Source organism: Microbacterium aerolatum (genome assembly GCF_007988825.1).
GTDB classification, from domain to species: domain Bacteria; phylum Actinomycetota; class Actinomycetes; order Actinomycetales; family Microbacteriaceae; genus Microbacterium; species Microbacterium aerolatum.
The window spans coordinates 101,504-117,612 of sequence record NZ_BJUW01000001.1 but is presented as its reverse complement, the minus strand read 5'-3'; the positions used below and the strand labels follow the sequence as shown (position 1 = coordinate 117,612).

13 protein-coding genes are annotated in these 16,109 nt (G+C 68.5%); 3 read left to right on the top strand and 10 right to left on the bottom strand.

The genetic code is table 11. The features are described 5' to 3' along the window. Positions 1 to 66: 66 nt before the first annotated feature. Both MAE01_RS00530 and MAE01_RS00525 read right to left on the bottom strand, forming a co-directional pair. On the bottom strand, positions 67 to 2,541 hold the full coding sequence (locus MAE01_RS00530) for an FG-GAP repeat domain-containing protein (RefSeq protein WP_147037603.1): 2,475 nt from the start codon (positions 2,539 to 2,541) through the stop codon (positions 67 to 69). Positions 2,542 to 2,650: 109 nt separating this feature from the next. Next, positions 2,651 to 3,724, bottom strand: coding sequence for a glycosyltransferase (locus tag MAE01_RS00525; RefSeq protein WP_147037602.1), 1,074 nt, complete (start codon positions 3,722 to 3,724; stop codon positions 2,651 to 2,653). A 64-nt stretch (positions 3,725 to 3,788) separates the two neighbouring features. On the opposite strand from MAE01_RS00525, the gene MAE01_RS00520 reads away from it, so the two are divergent. Beyond that, positions 3,789 to 5,534 (top strand): DUF4012 domain-containing protein, encoded by a 1,746-nt coding sequence (locus MAE01_RS00520; protein WP_147037601.1) that lies wholly within the window; start codon positions 3,789 to 3,791, stop codon positions 5,532 to 5,534. A 148-nt stretch (positions 5,535 to 5,682) separates the two neighbouring features. Continuing rightward, positions 5,683 to 6,195, top strand: a complete 513-nt coding sequence (locus tag MAE01_RS00515) for a hypothetical protein (RefSeq protein ID WP_147037600.1) — start codon at positions 5,683 to 5,685, stop codon at positions 6,193 to 6,195. Positions 6,196 to 6,221: 26 nt separating this feature from the next. On the opposite strand, the gene MAE01_RS00510 is transcribed toward MAE01_RS00515, so the two are convergent. The 6 genes from MAE01_RS00510 to MAE01_RS00485 all read right to left on the bottom strand — a co-directional run bounded on the left by MAE01_RS00510 (position 6,222) and on the right by MAE01_RS00485 (position 12,191). After that, positions 6,222 to 7,682, bottom strand: coding sequence for an LCP family protein (locus MAE01_RS00510; RefSeq protein WP_229718293.1), 1,461 nt, complete (start codon positions 7,680 to 7,682; stop codon positions 6,222 to 6,224). Then, the gene (gene purE / locus MAE01_RS00505; protein WP_147037896.1) at positions 7,679 to 8,146 is read right to left on the bottom strand and encodes a 5-(carboxyamino)imidazole ribonucleotide mutase; all 468 of its coding nucleotides are present in this window, start codon (positions 8,144 to 8,146) and stop codon (positions 7,679 to 7,681) included. The genes MAE01_RS00510 and purE overlap by 4 nt, the downstream gene beginning before the upstream one ends. Positions 8,147 to 8,270: 124 nt before the next feature. After that, the gene (locus MAE01_RS00500) at positions 8,271 to 9,395 is read right to left on the bottom strand and encodes a 5-(carboxyamino)imidazole ribonucleotide synthase (RefSeq protein WP_147037599.1); all 1,125 of its coding nucleotides are present in this window, start codon (positions 9,393 to 9,395) and stop codon (positions 8,271 to 8,273) included. Between the two features lie 79 nt (positions 9,396 to 9,474). After that, a complete protein-coding gene (locus tag MAE01_RS00495) occupies positions 9,475 to 10,029 on the bottom strand; it encodes a PH domain-containing protein (protein ID WP_147037598.1) in 555 nt (184 codons plus the stop codon). A gap of 67 nt (positions 10,030 to 10,096) precedes the next feature. Beyond that, complete coding sequence (locus MAE01_RS00490) at positions 10,097 to 10,861, bottom strand: biotin--[acetyl-CoA-carboxylase] ligase (protein ID WP_147037597.1); 765 nt, start codon at positions 10,859 to 10,861, stop codon at positions 10,097 to 10,099. Between the two features lie 46 nt (positions 10,862 to 10,907). Further along, on the bottom strand, positions 10,908 to 12,191 hold the full coding sequence (locus MAE01_RS00485) for a CDP-glycerol glycerophosphotransferase family protein (RefSeq protein WP_147037596.1): 1,284 nt from the start codon (positions 12,189 to 12,191) through the stop codon (positions 10,908 to 10,910). Positions 12,192 to 12,240: 49 nt separating this feature from the next. Between MAE01_RS00485 and MAE01_RS00480 the strand changes: the two genes are divergently transcribed. Then, complete coding sequence (locus MAE01_RS00480; protein ID WP_503826053.1) at positions 12,241 to 13,314, top strand: glycosyltransferase family 2 protein; 1,074 nt, start codon at positions 12,241 to 12,243, stop codon at positions 13,312 to 13,314. A gap of 66 nt (positions 13,315 to 13,380) precedes the next feature. Here the strand turns inward: MAE01_RS00480 and MAE01_RS00475 are convergent, their stop codons facing one another. Together MAE01_RS00475 and MAE01_RS00470 are read right to left on the bottom strand one after the other, a co-directional pair. Next, positions 13,381 to 14,823 (bottom strand): CDP-glycerol glycerophosphotransferase family protein, encoded by a 1,443-nt coding sequence (locus MAE01_RS00475; protein ID WP_147037594.1) that lies wholly within the window; start codon positions 14,821 to 14,823, stop codon positions 13,381 to 13,383. Then, entirely contained in the window at positions 14,820 to 16,073 is a 1,254-nt protein-coding gene (locus tag MAE01_RS00470; protein ID WP_147037593.1) for a CDP-glycerol glycerophosphotransferase family protein, read from the bottom strand. Before MAE01_RS00470 ends, MAE01_RS00475 begins: the two co-directional genes overlap by 4 nt. Positions 16,074 to 16,109 lie beyond the last annotated feature (36 nt).

Genomic DNA, 16,109 nt, shown 5'->3' with positions numbered 1-16,109 from the left:
GCCGCGCGTCAGTGTCAGTACTAGCGGACGTGCCTGATGTGACCGAAGGATCTCAAGGGTTCCTCATTAACCAACAGGGTTCATCGCCGCCCAGCCATTGCCGATGTGCGACCGCGCCCGGAACTGTCCGCTGCCCGTCCCCGGGTACAGGTACATGAGTCCAGAAGGAAGGGTCGCGATCAGGTCTGCAGCTCCATCGCCGTTGAAATCGCCCGGGGTGAAGACGTTGCTGAACGCGCCCCACCCGTTGCCGATCTGCCTCGGTACACCCCACTTCGATCCCCCGTCGATCGGATACAGACGAAGCGTCCCGTCCGACATTCGCGCGATCACGTCTCCTCGACCGTCGCCATCGAAGTCGCCCGCATAGAACACCGGGTCGGCGGTGCCCCATCCATTCCCGACCTGTACAGGTGCGCCGATCCAGGCGCCCTTGCCACTACCGCGGTACAGGTACATCGCTCCGGCTCTGTCGACGGCGAGCGTGTCAACGATTCGGTCACCATCGAAGTCCATTCCGCCGAGCACATGGACGAAGCCACTCCAGCCGTGACCGATGCGCACGGGGGCAGCGAAGCCGCCGCCGACTGCACCCCTGTAAAGGTAGAAATTGCCTGCGGCATCGATGCGACCGAAATCCGACGTCCCGGAGCGATCGAAGTCTCCGAGTTGCACGATGGTGTCCCCGGCACCCCATCCGTTGCCGATCTTGCTTCGGCTGGTGAACCCCCCCGTGCCTGACCCTCCGTAGATGAAAGCCTCACCGTTGCTCGCCGCTGCGACGATATCCACGCCGCCCGCGCCGTTCACGTTGCCGATACCTGCCGGCGGCACCGGAGGTGCCGTGATCTTGAGACCACCGGACGACTTCGCCACCATGGTCTGCCAGCCGGAACCGACTGCGCCGACCTTGGCTAGGCCGCCGCCTCCGGTGCCCTTGTACAGTACGAGTCCGCCGTCGGCACCGTGCGCAAGGAGGTCAGCACGCCCGTCTCCGTTGAAATCTCCGGGAATGAAGATGTCTGACATAGACGACCATCCGTTGCCGATCTGGACGCTTCTCCCCCAACTCCCCTTGCCAGTGCCCGGATAGAGGTACAGCTTTCCCTTGCCGTCTCTGGCCACGATGTCGGACGTGCCATTACCGTCGAAATCGACTCCGCCGAGGATGGTGGTCATCGTCGACCACCCGACTCCGACCAGCGTCGGCGGTGCGAAGCCGCCCAAGCCGTTGCCTGCTCGCAGATGGAGCTGTCCGCTCGCCGTAAGCGAGAAGACATCTTCCACGCCGTCCTTGTTGAAGTCGCCTGCGGGAATCACATCGATGACGCCGCTCCAGTCCCCGGGCAGCGCGGTCGGCGCGCCAAGGGCGGTGCCTGCTCCGCCGGGTACCAGGCGCGGCTGTCCCTTCGCGTCGACGGCGACGAAATCCCGTCGCATGTCGCCAGTCAGGTCCCCGATACTGAAGAACCGCGAAAGCGCCCCCAGCCCGCTCGTCAGCTTCACCCGCGAAGCCCAGTTACTCTTCGCGTAGGCGTACGCCCAGACTGTCCCGCTGGTATCTGCAGCAACGACGTAGTTCGTCGAGTTGAGGTCTACCAACGGCGATACCGTGACCGCGGGAGCCGCCGGCTTCTGCGTCGACCCGAACCAGTCCGTGAAGTAGTTGTAGAAGTTGCGGTTCCCGTAGCTGGAGCAGGTGTCTCCTTCGCCGTAGTTGGCACGGAGTGCTGCAGCATTGGGCTGGTACGGCGTGTAGTAGTACAGCGCGGATGTCGCCTTGTTCGCCACGTGCACAGCGCCCGTGCCGCAGCGGTCACGGTCCGGGTGGTACTGGATCTGCCAGGTGTTCCCCGGTGCGTACCAGTTGAACCAGCGACCCTCCATGTACATCTGCATCTGACGAGCCGCACCGTAGATCTGGTGGAAGAACCCGATGTAGCCAGGGTCGCAAGGTGCCGTGTCAGGGCATCCCTGTCCGAGGGCGATGTTGTAGCGCCACGCGCTGGGCCACACGTGCGTGACAAGACCCTGCTCCTTCTGGAGCATGACGATCAGCACCTGCGGGTTGATGTCACACGACTGCGCGACACGGTAGATGATGCGCGCGGCGCTCTCATTCGCCGCGCCGGTGTATCCATCGCAGTACGCATCGGCCACACGGTTGACCGACGTGATCTTGAAGTCCTTGAGGCAGACGTAGGGCTTGCCGTCCTCGTCCTTGCCCACGACGCACTTCGACACCTTCGAGTTGAAGAAGGACTGGATCTGCGCCTCGGTCATCGTGCTCTTGTTCGTGAACACGGCGTCGCTGATGATGTTTCCGGCGTTGAAGCCGGCGAGCGACGTCTTGGCGATGCTGCTCTTCGCGGGATCGCTGAGAGAACGCGCCTGACTCGTCGACGCGCTGACGGATGCGGATGCCGTCGCCAGTTCGAACGGTGCGACAGTGCCCACCACGACAGCTGTCACTGCGATGAAGACAGCCAGGAATCGGGGCACCCGGAGCACGTTTCGGGAGCGTGCGACACGACGAGACATGTGACTAGTGTGACGGAAGTTACGCGATGATGCCACTGAGGCTCATAAAAACGCATAGGAAATCGGCGTGTCGTGATGATTAACAGGCTGCGCGCAGGCTCGACGCGCGCTAAAGATCGGCGTGCAGCGCCCAGACCCGCTCGGCCGAACTCGCCCATGAGAACGCCTTCGCCCGGTCCGCGGCCAACACACCCAGGCGCTGCGCCGCACCGCCAAGGGCTTCGGTGACCGCATCCGTCAGATCATCGATCGTCACCAGAACGCCGCCCTCGGCGATCGTGTCGCGATGCATCCCGCTGTCCACCGCCACGATCGGCGCCCCCACTGCGAGCGCTTCCATCGCCCGCCACGGCCACGCCGCAAGGGTGTTGGTGGCGACGAAGGCGGATGCTCCGGCGAGGACCGCCGCGCGGTCTTCCGCGGGGAGCACGCCGCGCACATGCGCTCGTCGCTCGGGGAGCCCTGCCGCCGCGGCGAGGTCTGCCAATTGCGGTTCGGTGCCATCGGCGGCATCCATCACCACCGCATCGACGTCGGCGGCTGAGGCCGCCCGGAATCCGTGCTCGAGCCGCTCCTGCGACCCGGACAGCACGATATAGCGGTCCGGCAGTGAAAGCGTGCGGCGGCGCCCCACGCCGTCGACTGGAGCGACGAAACCGCTGGGAGGCGCCCCGGCGATCACCCGCACCCGGTCACCGAGCTTGGCGAACTCGGCGATCCGCTCGGCCATCGCGTGAGTGGGCACGATCACGGCATCCGCATGCTTCGCCGCACGGCGCAGCATGCCTCGCTGCCATGCCACTGTCGACTTCGGCAGAGTCTGCGGAGCCTCCCAGGCGTTCAGATCCCACACAGTGACGGCGATCTGGTGATTGTCGTGGAGCCTGTCGTGCTTGACGAGCGGCGCCATCAGCGACGGCGCGTGAATTAGCCCCGCACCGACTCCAGGCGCGAGCCCGATCTGCCACGATGCCGCAAGCTCCCGGCGCCCGAGAGGCAGCTTGCGCACCTCGTCGATGCCCTCGATGTCGACGTCAGCGCCTGACGGCACGATCGCGTCCACAGTGCAGTCCCTCGGAGCCGTCGCGATCAGCCCCGCCGTCAGGTCGCGTGCAGCTCTGGCCTGATCCGCGTCGACGACCGTCGAGGCCTGGTCGAGGACGACGCGCAGCTGGGCTCCCATATCGAAAGGATAACCTCGCACATCGGGAAACCCGTGATAGCCCCACCCGTGCTTGAATGCAGCTGTGAGCGACGGACGCCTGCCGGTTCGACGACGCTGGATCGGGTGGACGATCGCAGCGGTGACGACGCTGCTCCTGTTCGCGGTCGGATGGGTCGTGGTCCGCGGCGTCGCCGCCGCATCCGAGCTTCAGAACGTCAAGTCCTCGTCGTCGCAGCTGCGCTCGGCGATCGCCGACGGCGACATCGAGCGCGCCGAGCGCATCGCACCGCGAATCGCCGGCCATACCGGTCAGGCGCGTGACCTCACCTCCGATGTCGTCTGGCGCGGCTTCGAGTTCATCCCCTGGCTGGGCGCCAACTTCACGGCGATGCGCGAGATCGCCGAGATCGCCGACGATGTCGCGTCGGATGCCGTCATCCCGGTGCTGGACGTGGCACGCAGCATCGATCTCGGCGGTCTCGGCCTGAGCGGCTCCCGCATCGACCTCACCCCGTTCGCGGCGGTGCAGGTTCCGCTCGCCGATGCGGACGAGGTCCTCAGCGCCGCCGATACCCGGGCACTGCAGATCGACGCCGACGCCGCCCTCCCCCCGCTCGCGGATGCCGTCCGCGAGATGCGCGACGTCGTCACCGAGGCGGCGACCATCGTCGGCGCCCTGCACGGCGCATCCGTCCTGCTCCCGCCCATGCTCGGCGCAGACGGGCCACGCACCTACGTCGTCGCCATGCAGAACAACGCCGAGCTGCGCTCCGAGGGCGGCATCATCGGCTCCCTCGCCCTTATCCGGGCTGACGGAGGACACATCAGCGTGGTGCGTCAGGCGTCGACTGCCGATCTCCCGCGCCTCGACGAACCGCTCGCCGTCACCGATTCGAGCGCGGCGCTCTTCGGCGAGGGCCCCGGCCGCCACATCCAGAACGTCACCAGCATCCCCGATTTCACCGAGGCCGCTCCCCTGATCGCCCAGCGCTGGGAGCAGCAGTTCAGCCAGCCGGTCGACGGTGTCGTCGCCGTCGACACAGTCGTGGCGGCCCACCTGCTCGGCCCGGCCGGGGCCGTCACGTTCGGGCCGTTCACCGCGGATGCCGACACGATCGTCCCGATCCTGCTGTCGGAGGTCTACGCCACGGTCTCGGATCCCATCGAGCAGGATGCCGTGTTCGCCCAGGCCGCCAACGCACTCTTCTCGGTCGCTCTGTCCGGCAACGACCCGAAGCAGCTGATTTCCTCACTGGCGGCGGCGGCCGGTGAGAACCGCATCCGCATCTGGAGCGCTCATGAGGACGAGCAAGGGCGGCTCGCGGCATCCACGCTCGGCGGAGCCCTTCCCACTGACGGCGCCCGCGGCCCCCACGTCGGCGTGCTCCTGAACGACATCACCGGCGGCAAGATGGACTTCTACGCCGACGCCGACATCAACACCGCCGTGGGCGTGTGCCACGGCACCCCGACCACGCAGGTACGAGTGACGTGGAAGAGCGACGCCCCGCTCGACGCCGAGCAGACACTCTCGACACACGTGACAGGCGGCAGCGGCGGAGACATCCGCACACTGATCGCCATCTACGGGCCGGAGGGCGCCACCATCGAGTCGGTCGACGGAGGCACGAGCGACGAGGGCGTGCAGACCGCGCTGCTCGGCACCAGGAGCGTCGTCCAGCACGAGTTGCTGCTCTCCCCCGGCGACTCCGCCAGCATCGCTGTGACGTTCGTCGGCGAGGGCGCAGGCGACCATCGCACGCACCTGCAGCACACCCCCATGATCGAGGCGCCTGACACGACACGCACCGAGCTCACCTGCGATTAGTGGCGGATCCCGGCGCGGGAGGGTAACCTCAGCTCACTGGGGAATATCGGGCTCTGCCATCCTGCTTTGGGGGCAGGAGGAGTCCGCGCAGTCGAGCGCAGGGGTGTGCTCGAGTGCGATTCCGCGTGCATCTCTCTGGGGGAGAATCATGCTGAAGAAATTGGTCTCATTGACCCTTGCCACCGGCGTGCTCGTGCTCGCCGCGCCCGTCGCCGCGTCGGCCTCACCGCCGAGCGCCGTCGACTCCTACGCGAAGCCGCCCGAAGTCACGATCGACCAGCCGGTGATCGAGACCTGCGAGACATCGACGATCGCATTCCGCACCGGCTACTTCCTGCCGGACGAGGACGTGGCGGTCGAGGTCGCTGGAGCGAACGCCGCACGCGCGACGTACTCCGGCGAGGTCGCCGACGGAGCGGGCGCTCTCGCGCTGTCGTTCCGGCCGCCGGCCGACGGCGAGGGTCGCTACTCGGTCGCGCTCTCCGGCTCACGGTCGTACACGGCTCTGATCACTGTGAAGAAGGCCGACGCGACGACGACCTGCGGCCTCGCGCGCACCGGTGGCGGAGTCGAACCGTGGATGCTCGGCACGGGTGTGCTGACGCTGGCAGCCGGCGGTGTGCTCGTCGCGGCCTCGGTACGTCGTCGCCGGACTCACTGAGACCGGCGAGCGCGCCGGTCGCCGGGCTACGGCGTCGGTGCCGGCGTGGCCGTCGGCGGGTGCAGTGTCTTCTGCGCGAGATCGCGGACGAAGGCGTAGTCGGGCTCGTGCTCGTCGACGCCGTTCTCGGGCACCAGCTCGATCGAGGTGACCGGGAGCTCCTTCGCCTTCAGCATCAGGTCGAAGAATTCCGGCAGCTTGTCCCGCGGCAGGTCCGTGTCGACGAGCACATTGCCGGCGCTTGCGATGTCGTTGAACCTGGTCAGGATGTTCTGCGGCGTGAACTGGTCGAGGATCGCGACCTGCAGTTGGCGCTGGCGCTCCATACGGTCCCAGTCGCTCGTGGTGTACCGCGAGCGGGCGTACCACTGCGCGGTGTCGCCGTTCATGTGCTGCTGTCCCGGCTCGATCCAGCCGATCGCCCACTCGTTGACGTCCGTGCCGCTCCAGCCCTCCGGCGGGCCACCCTTGGGCAGGCGCTCCGTGACGTTGATGTCGACCCCGCCGAGCGCGTCGATCATCGCGGCGAAGCCGTTCATGTCGATGAAGATGTAGTACGGGATCTGGATTCCGAGAATGCCCTCCGCGGCATCCTTGGTCGCCTCGATGCCCGGCGCCGAGCCGTTCGCCGCGGCGTCGGGGTAGAGCTCGGTCCCGTCGTCGTCACGACACACCTCAGCGGCGTAGCGGACATGATTCATCCACCGGTTCCAGCCGCAGGTGGACGATTGATGCCCCTCGAAACCGTCCGGATACAGCGCCTGCATCGGGCTGCCGTCGCTGAACGGGGCATGCGGCAACTCACGCGGGATGCCGAAGATCGTCACCGCCCCCGTCTCCGCGTTCACCGAGACCACCGAGATGCTGTCGAATCGCATCGAGTCGCGTCCGTCACCGCTGTCGGCACCGAGAAGCAGGATGTTGTAGTAGCCGTCGCTCGGTTCGACGCTCGGGCCGCTCTGCCCGAAGATGTCGCCGAGGGCGCCGCGGCCAGACGCAGCCATCGTGGAAGCCTGCACCGCTCCACCGCCGACCAGTGCGAGCACGAGAAGCGATGCGATCGGAATCGCCCACCGCGAGATCGGCGGCACCTTCACGAGCCGGACCAACCGCAGCGTGTCGATGGTCAGCACCAGCCACAGCACCGGATACGCGATCAGAAGGATCTGGACGAGGGTGAGCACTCCCCACGACAGCGGACCGCTGATGAGCCACACCAGCGCCTGCCGTGCGAAAAGAGCGAGAGCGCCGGCCGCGATGAGCAGCAGCCATCCGACCAGCGTCGCACCGAGACCGAATCGCCCCAGCTTCCGGTTGCGTCCGGCGAGGATCTGCGCAGAACCGGGAACCAGCACGTTCATCGCGACCAGCCACCATCCTCGCCTGCCCATGAAAGCGGGATCGGTGGCGTCCGGGTTGCGCAGCGGCCGCGGCTCGATCAGCCGGCGGCCCGCGCCTGCCGTCGCGCGAGGTGCGGCAATGGTCACAGGGAGTCCTTCAGCCGCTCGTTCTTCTCGGCGACCTGAGCCTCAAGCGTCTTCGCGTAGTCCTCGACGCGGTCCGCGATCGCGTCGTCGCCCGTTCCGAGGATGCGCGCCGCGAGGATGCCTGCATTGCGCGCGCCGCCGATCGACACGGTGGCGACCGGGATGCCGGCGGGCATCTGCACGATCGACAGCAGCGAGTCCATGCCGTCGAGGTACGCGAGGGGCACCGGAACACCGATGACGGGGAGCGGCGTCATCGATGCCAGCATCCCTGGCAGGTGCGCTGCGCCGCCGGCGCCGGCGATGATGACCCGGATGCCGCGTGCACGCGCTTCGCGCGCATAGGACATGAGCTTGTCCGGCGTGCGGTGGGCGGAGACCACCTCCACCTCGTGCGGGATGCCGAAGTCGGCGAGCGCCTGGGAGGCGTCGCTCATCACACGCCAGTCGGAGTCGGATCCCATCACGACGCCGACGACGGGCACGCTCGAAGAGTGCAGTGGCTCAGTCACCAACCCAGGGTACGGTCTGGTTCCCGGAGTTCCGCTGAACGGCGCGCTCTGTTCGGGTCTTGAACTGGTCGAACTGTCACGCGAAATGCGCTGCGGCGGCACGCGCCGTGTAGACGACGTCATCGAGGTCATCGCCCGCGGCGTTCACATGCCCGACCTTGCGCCCGGGGCGCGCGTCCTTGCCGTAGGTGTGGATCTTGGCATCCGGATGTTCGGACATGGCCGCCTCGAACCGATCCTCGAACGCGCCATCTGCGGGACCGCCGAGGATGTTCACCATCGCCGCCCAGCGAGCACGCGGCGTCGGATCACCCAGCGGCAGATCGGAGACCGCCCGCAGGTGCTGCTCGAACTGGCCCGTCACGGCACCGTCCTGGCTCCAATGGCCGCTGTTGTGCGGGCGCATCGCCAGTTCGTTGACGAGCACGCGCTCGTCGTCCGTCTCGAAGAGCTCGACGGCCAGCATCCCGGTGACGCCGAGGCCTTCGGCGATCTGACGGCCGATGCCTTCTGCCACCCGCATGAGCCGCTCGGCCGCGCCCGGCGCCGGGGCGAACACCTCGGCGCACACGCCGTCGCGCTGCACGGTCTCCACGACCGGGTAGGCCGTGATCTGTCCGCTCGGCCGGCGCGCGACCTGCTGGGCGAGCTCGCGCCGGAACGACACCAGCTCCTCGACGAGCAGCGACTCGTCCTCCGCCGTCTGCGCGAACCAGTCGGCCGCATCCTCGGCTGCGCGCACGACGCGCACGCCCTTGCCGTCATAACCGCCGCGCGGCGTCTTCACGACGGCCCGCCCGCCGTGGTCGTCGAGGAACGCCTGGAGCTCATCGGCGTTCGCGATCGGTGCCCAATCCGGCTGAGGTACGCCGAGCTCGGCCAGGCGGGCGCGCATGACCAGCTTGTCCTGCGCGTACTGCAGGGCGTCGGGGCCCGGGTGCACCGCGACTCCGTCGGCCACGAGGGCTCGCAGGACGTCCTGCGGCACATGCTCGTGGTCGAACGTGACGACGTCGACGTCCTTCGCGAAGGCGCGGACGGTGTCGAGATCGCGGTAGTCGCCCACCGCCGTCGCAGCCAGCTGGGCCGACATGCCCTCCGATTCGGCAAGTACGCGGATGTCGAGCCCGAGCTCGACCGCCGGAGCGATCATCATCCGAGCCAGCTGTCCGCCGCCGATCACGCCAACGCGCAACGCCATGAGAATCTCCGTTCGTCGCGTCCATTCTTCCGCATCGGTGGGGACGCTTCGACCGGGCGCTGCTCGCCCGTCCTGCAGGTCAGTCGACAGGGTCGGTGTCGCCCATCGTCTGGGCGTCGCGGTGCGCCAGGATCTGGTTGACCTCGATCTGGTCGGCGAGCGCCTCGTTCACGAGCGCGACGTTCGGGATGTTGACCAGCTGCAGAGGCGAATCCATGCCGTTGGAGAGCGTGATCGTCCCCGCGCCCCACATGCGCTGCAGGATGCCGCGGCGCACGCCGATCGTATAGCCGCGCACGTGCGACATCTCGCGCCGCTGACGAGCTCCGAGACCACGGTGAACGATCACGCGGCGCGTGGTCACCGTGTAGGTGCGAGACGCCCAGATGAGGTACGGAACGACCACACCGAGCACCAACAGCACGGCAGCGGCGGCGATCAGCATCCAGTTCTCGTACCCGCCGGGCAGGTTGTCGTAGAAGTACGCCGTCGCCCCGAAGATCGCGATCATCAGCAACGCCGACCAGAACAGCCCGCGCGCGTGGCCGTGGAAGCGCGCGATGAGCAGCTCTTCGGCTGGCGCTCCCGGCGGCGGCATCATGGGCCGGCCGCCGAGCGTCGTGGGCTGAGTCATGCCTCCATTGTGCCCGGCACCGCCGACATCTCCGGTCGTGTGACGGCGTGTCCAGCGGCCGCGAGCGTCAGCTCAGCCGCGCGTGCACCACGTCGCCGGCTGCGACGAGACGCTCCTCGCCGTCGCTGCGCACGCACAGACGCCCGTCGGGCTCGAGGCGAACGGCCTCGCCACGGAGGATGTCGCCGTCCGGGAGCGCGACCTCGACGGTCTTTCCGAGGGTCGTGCACCGTGCGGACACCGCGGCGTGCACGCCGCTGCGATCCGTGTCTCCCCATGACCGCAGAGCGGAGAGCAGGCCGTCGAGCCGGCGGAGGTAGTCGGCGACGAGCCGGTCCGCATCGCACGTCCTCCCCAGCAGCGCGAACGAAGTGGCCGTCGGCACCGGGAGCTGCGCCGCGGTCATCGCGGTGTTCACGCCGGAGCCGAGCACGATCGCAGAGCCGGTGGATTCGGCGAGGATGCCGCAGATCTTGCGGCCGTCGACGAGCACGTCGTTGGGCCATTTCACACCGATCTCATGCCCCGGGAGCTGCACGGTCACGGCATCCGCCATGGCCAGGCCCGCCACGAGCGGGATCCAGCCGATCGCCTCCGGCTGCGATGGCAGCTCGCGCAACAGCACCGAGATCGCCAGGGCCGAGCCGGCCGGCGTCTCCCAGGACCGGTCCAGCCGGCCACGACCGGCGGTCTGGTTCTCGGTCAGCAGCACGGACAGATGCGGCCAGGCGTCGGCGTCGGCCGACAGCAGCCGCATGGCGGCGTTCGTCGACGCCGATTCGGCGAGCACCTCGAACCGGGATGCGACGGCCTCGGCCTGGGGGAAGTCCATGTCGCCAGTCTACGAACCCGTCGCGGCCGGCGTCAGGGCCACCGGATCAGAGCTCGTCGTCCTTGGCCTCTTCATCGTCGTCATCCTCATCGTGTGAGACGGCACCGATCTCACGCTGACGCCACTCGTCCCACTCCCCCATGAGCCGCTCGACGGCCGCGTGGAACTTCGCCGTCGCCACGCCCGGCGTGGTGTCGCCGAAGTAGTGCTGCACCCACATCCGCAGCTTCGCGATGGCCTGCTCGTCGGCGCGCACTCGGTCGACCTCGGAGACGATGTCGGCCGCGGCATCCGCCGTCAACCACTCGCAGTCGGAGAGGTACCCGCCGGTGTCGATCGAGGCGCGCTCATCCATCGGGCGCGTGATCATCAGCGGCTTGCCCGATGCGAGACGGTCGTAGACCATCGCCGAGATGTCGACGATCGCGACATCCGCTGCCGAGAGCTGCCAGCCCAGCTCGGGGCCGTCATCGAAGATGTGCCGCGCGGCGGCATCGGCCTGGTTCGCCTCGGCGATCGCCGCGACGATCCGCCGGTGCGCGGCGCCGTACTCGTCGTCGATGACCCCGCTGCGCGGGTGCGGCCGGTAGATCACCCGGTGCCGCCCGGTCGCCAGCAGCGCCCCTACGAGAGTCTCGCCGTGCGTCGCGATCGATCCGTAGTACGCGCTGGGACGGTCGCCCTCCCAGGTGGGCGCGTACAGCACGACGGTGCGCTCGTCGGGCGTGTACGGCAGGATGCCGGAGTAGTGATCCGCCTGCGGGCGGCCGATCTCGATCGTGCTGTTGTCCACGTCGTAGTCCCACAGCGTCCGGTTCAGCCGGTCACGCGCCGCCTGACCCGCCACGAACGCGTAGTCGTACGCCTTGTACTGGTTCGTGGTCATGTACATCTTGTCGGACTCGCCGTGGTTGATGAACACATGCCAGCGGCGGCCGTAGCGGAACATCTGGAAGTTGCGCGTGTTCTGATTCACGTACAGGACGACGCGGATGTCCTGCCGGGAGATGAAGCGCTCGAGGTCGCGCACTGTGGGCACGAACGCCACCGGCGGAGAGTCCTCTTCGAGCAGCTTCTCGGCACCTCCGGCGTTGCGCGCGAGCACCACGACGGGCCACAGCTTCTGCAACTCGGCGAGCGGCCGGTACCACTGGCGCATCTGGTACATGTTGACGGCCCCGTCGGCGAAGTACACCGCGACCTTGTAGTGGTCTTCCGGGTGCGGAGCCAGCGTCGCGAGGTGTCGACGGACACGCTGCACGGCCTTCCGCGAGCGCAGGGCCTTCCGCAGCAGCCGATAGGCCTTCTTCAGATCGCTGACACCACTCACCTCTCAAGAGTACGCATGGTCGCTCAGCGCACCATGACATGATCGACGGGTGGAAGAGCACGATTCGACAACACCTCGGTCAGGGGTGTCGTTCATCATGCCCGTACTCAACGAGCGCGCTTATCTCGAGCACGCCGTCGCCTCGGTACTGGCGCAGGAGCTGCAGGGTCCGAGCGAGCTCGTGCTCGCCCTGGGCCCGTCGACCGACGGCACGACCGACCTCGCCCAGCGCCTTGCAGCCGAGGACGACCGGATCCGTCTCGTCGCGAACCCGGCAGCGCACATCCCGGTGGGGCTGAATGCCGCGATCCGCGCCAGTCGCTATCCCACGATCGTCCGCGTCGACGCGCATTCCGAGCTCGCCCCAGGGTACGCGCAGCGGGCGCTGGCGACGCTGGAGCGCACCGGCGCCGCGAACGTCGGCGGCGTCATGCGCGCTGACGGCCGCACACCGTTCCAGCGGGCGGTGGCGCGAGCGTACAACTCCCCCATCGGTCTCGGCGGCGGGGCGTACCACGGCACCACGCATGAGGGTGAAGCGGAGTCCGCCTATCTCGGCGTGATGCGGCGGACAGTGCTCGAAGAGGTCGGGCTGTTCGACGAGACGATCAGGCGCGGCGAGGACTGGGAACTCAATCTGCGCATCCGGCAGGCCGGCCACAAGGTGTGGCTCGATCCGCAGCTGTCCGTCACCTACTGGCCGCGCGAGAGCTGGTGGCGGCTGGCGCGGCAGTTCCGGGCGACGGGCGCGTGGCGCGGCGAGCTCGTCCGGCGCTACGGGCGCAGCAACGGCCTGCGGTTCTTCGCACCGCCGGCGCTGGTGCTGAACGTCATCCTCGCCGTGATCGTCGGCGTTCTGCAGGTAGCGCGCGTGCTGGGCGGGCTGGCATCGCTCGTGGCTTCCATCGTCTACCTGCCGCTGATCGCGTACGCGATGCTCGTCGCGGCCATGGCGCTGCGGCCGGGCGACGGACGCACGCCGCGCGAGCGCCTGTGGACGCTCGCGGTGCTGCCGACCATGCACCTGGCCTGGGGATACGGGTTCATCGGCGGGGTGCTGCGAGGCGCGCGCGACACCGTGGACGCCTCGCGTCTCGGGACGCGCAACACACCGCTGCCGTAGGGAATCGTTTCGACTCGCTGACGCTCGCTCAACGCGTTTCGTCTCCGGCGGCTCCGCCGCCTCCGCTCAACGACCCGCAGAAATGTATCCGAGGTCGAGGATGCGGGAGACCACGCGCTCGGCGGCGTGACCGTCGTCGTGGCCGTTGAACTGCCGCTGCCACGCCGCATACCGCTCGGCGAACCGGCCGGGCACCGAGTCGTCGAGCACGGCGGCCACGAGCTCGTCCTGCGAACCCACCAGCGGTCCGGGCGCGCGCTCGGCGAGATCGAAGTAGAACCCGCGCAGCTGCCCCCGGTAGTGCTCGAGGTCGGGGACGAGGAAGAACATCGGCTTGCCGGTGACGCTGAAGTCGAACATCACCGAGGAGTAGTCCGTGATCAGCGCGTCCGCTGCGAGCAGTAGCTGGGTGGTGTCGGGGAATCCCGTGACATCGATCACCCGCGCACCGGTGTGATCCTTGCCCGGCCGAAGGGTGCGCGAGTGCCCGCGCACCAGCACGACGGCATCCGCCTGCTCGGCGAGAAGCTGGGGGTCGACGAAATCGACGATCTCGCTGCGGTCATCGCGCCAGGTCGGTGCATACAGCAGCACGCTCTCCTCCGGGCCGATGCCGAGCGCCTTCCGGGTCGCCGCGCCGTCGCCGGTGAGCAACGCGTCGTTGCGCGGATAGCCGTCGGTCCAGATCGGCTTGCCGAAGAAGGCGTACGCCTTCTTGAGGATGCGCTCGGCGTAGAGGTTCTGGGCGAGCAGCACATCCCACCGGCGGGATTCCTTGACCACGGCCGCCATTCGTCTCGGATCGAATCCGGGGCGATGCAGCGCGAGGCGCTTGAGCGGCGTGCCGTGCCAGGTCTGCACCACCCGCTGGCCCGCCTTGCGCGCGAATCTGCGCCGCAGCCAGTCGTTCACGATCAGCAGACGTGCCGCTCCCCTGGCCCGCCACCACTCCGGGCTGCCCTCGACGACGGCGATCGCTCCGTCCGGAACCGGCACCGACAGGTCGACGACGCTCCAGTACCGCGTGACGCCCGGCGCGCGCGCGGCGAGCTCGCGATCGATCGCCCTGGGGTTGCACCCTGCGCTCTGGCCGTAGAAGCTCTCGAAGAACACGGCGTTCTCATCGCCGCCGGGCTGCGCGACGTAGCGCTCCTCGAGCGCCGACTGCCCCTCGCCGGTCTCGTGGATCGGATCCAGCGGAGGCGCGATATCGACGTGCGCGCCCTTCAGCGAGATCCGAAGTCCTGGCAGCAGCTGCGAGTCCGACGCGACGCCGCTGAGATCCGCGCCGTCGATGTCCAGCTCGTATGCACCGGACGGCAGCGGCAGCTCCGGGCCGCCCCAGCGCGCCAGCCGCAGCGGAAACGTCGCCTTCCAGGTCTTGCCGCCGCCGGTGATCCGCGCGGAGACGCGCGCGCGGGGCCCCGCGAGCGTCGCCTCTGAGGGCTTCGAACCCGTGCCGGCGATGACCAGGCTCTCGGTCTGCTCATCGATGCGGGCGGTCGTCATCCTGCTCCTCTCGGCGCGGGGATCCCCCGCGCGCGTATCTCCCGGTACACGCGCCGGGTGTTCTCCCCGTCACGGTGCGCGTGCATCCGTGCGCTGAGCGTACGGGATTCCGCCGCCCGCGCCGCGAGCGCGGCCTCATCCATCAGGAGGCCGTCCAGCCGATCCAGCAGCCCGCTCCAGTCACGCGCCGGATTCTCTCCGGCGACGTCCTCAAAGCGTCCGTAGAAGCCGCGCGTCCGGGCGTACTCATCGGCGTCCGGCGCGAGATACAGCACCGGCATCCCCAGAAGCCCGACGTCGTACGCCATCGAGGAGTAGTCCGTGATCAGCACGTCGATCCCCGGCAGCGCCGGCGTGACGTCGCCAACGATGTCGGAGCCCAGCATCCTGATGCGTGTGCTCGGCAACGGAGACCGGTACGCGCCTGCGCCGAGCGGATGCGAGCGCACGAACAGCACCGCATCCCGCTGCTCCAGAAGGGCGACGATGCGCACCCACTCCTGCGCGGTCGGCACGGCGGGGTCGTCGTCGCCATCGCGCCAGGTCGGTGCGTAAAGCACCCGGCGAGCGCCTTCCGGCAGCGCGCTGGTCGCCTCCTCCAGCAGAGCGGATGCCGCGGACCGGCGTTCCTCGGCGGTGCCCGCTGACAGCACGTCGACCCGCGGTTCGCCGGTCACGACGACCTTCCCGTCCCCGAGGGCGAAGGCGGATTCCAGCCGGCCGCGAGAGCGCTCGGATGCGGCGGGCATCAACCTGATGCGCTGCGCGGTGGCGCGATACAGCAGTTCGACAAGGCGGCGCAGCAGTCGCGCGCCCGGAACATTCGGCACCTGGGTCGTCGCCGGTGAATCGAGCCCGATGCGCTTGAGCGGGATGCCGTGCCACAGCTGCACGATGAACGCTCCGGAGGCGGCGTAGCGGTTCACGTCACCCTGCCCGTGCGTCACGACCAGTACTCCTGCACGTGCGGTGGCCCACCATCCGCGCAGCGACTGCTTGCGGATCGTGGGGATGCCGAGCGCGGCGGCATCCCCACGCTCACCATCGGAGGCCGCGAGCCAGACGGCGTCGTGTCCCTCGGCCGCGGCCACACGCCACAGCGCGAGTGCGCCGTCGCCGACGCCGGCGCCGCAGCCGAACACCCAGCGGGTGCCGCGCGGTACGAGGAGCGTTCCTATGCGTCCGGCGGCATACAACGGGATCCGCAGCAGTTTCGCCGCGTTGCCGGAGCCGAAGGAGAAGGACGCCACCCCGCGAGCCTATCGCGGGGTGGCGTCCTTCTCTGG

Excerpts from the sequence above, each read along its gene's own strand:
- MAE01_RS00530 (WP_147037603.1), bottom strand. The coding sequence starts at position 2,541 with ATGTCTCGTCGTGTCGCACGCTCCCGAAACGTGCTCCGGGTGCCCCGA.
- MAE01_RS00525 (WP_147037602.1), bottom strand. The coding sequence starts at position 3,724 with ATGGGAGCCCAGCTGCGCGTCGTCCTCGACCAGGCCTCGACGGTCGTC.
- MAE01_RS00515 (WP_147037600.1), top strand. The coding sequence starts at position 5,683 with ATGCTGAAGAAATTGGTCTCATTGACCCTTGCCACCGGCGTGCTCGTG.
- purE (WP_147037896.1), bottom strand. The coding sequence starts at position 8,146 with ATGGGATCCGACTCCGACTGGCGTGTGATGAGCGACGCCTCCCAGGCG.
- MAE01_RS00500 (WP_147037599.1), bottom strand. The coding sequence starts at position 9,395 with ATGGCGTTGCGCGTTGGCGTGATCGGCGGCGGACAGCTGGCTCGGATG.
- MAE01_RS00495 (WP_147037598.1), bottom strand. The coding sequence starts at position 10,029 with ATGACTCAGCCCACGACGCTCGGCGGCCGGCCCATGATGCCGCCGCCG.
- MAE01_RS00490 (WP_147037597.1), bottom strand. The coding sequence starts at position 10,861 with ATGGACTTCCCCCAGGCCGAGGCCGTCGCATCCCGGTTCGAGGTGCTC.
- MAE01_RS00475 (WP_147037594.1), bottom strand. The coding sequence starts at position 14,823 with ATGACGACCGCCCGCATCGATGAGCAGACCGAGAGCCTGGTCATCGCC.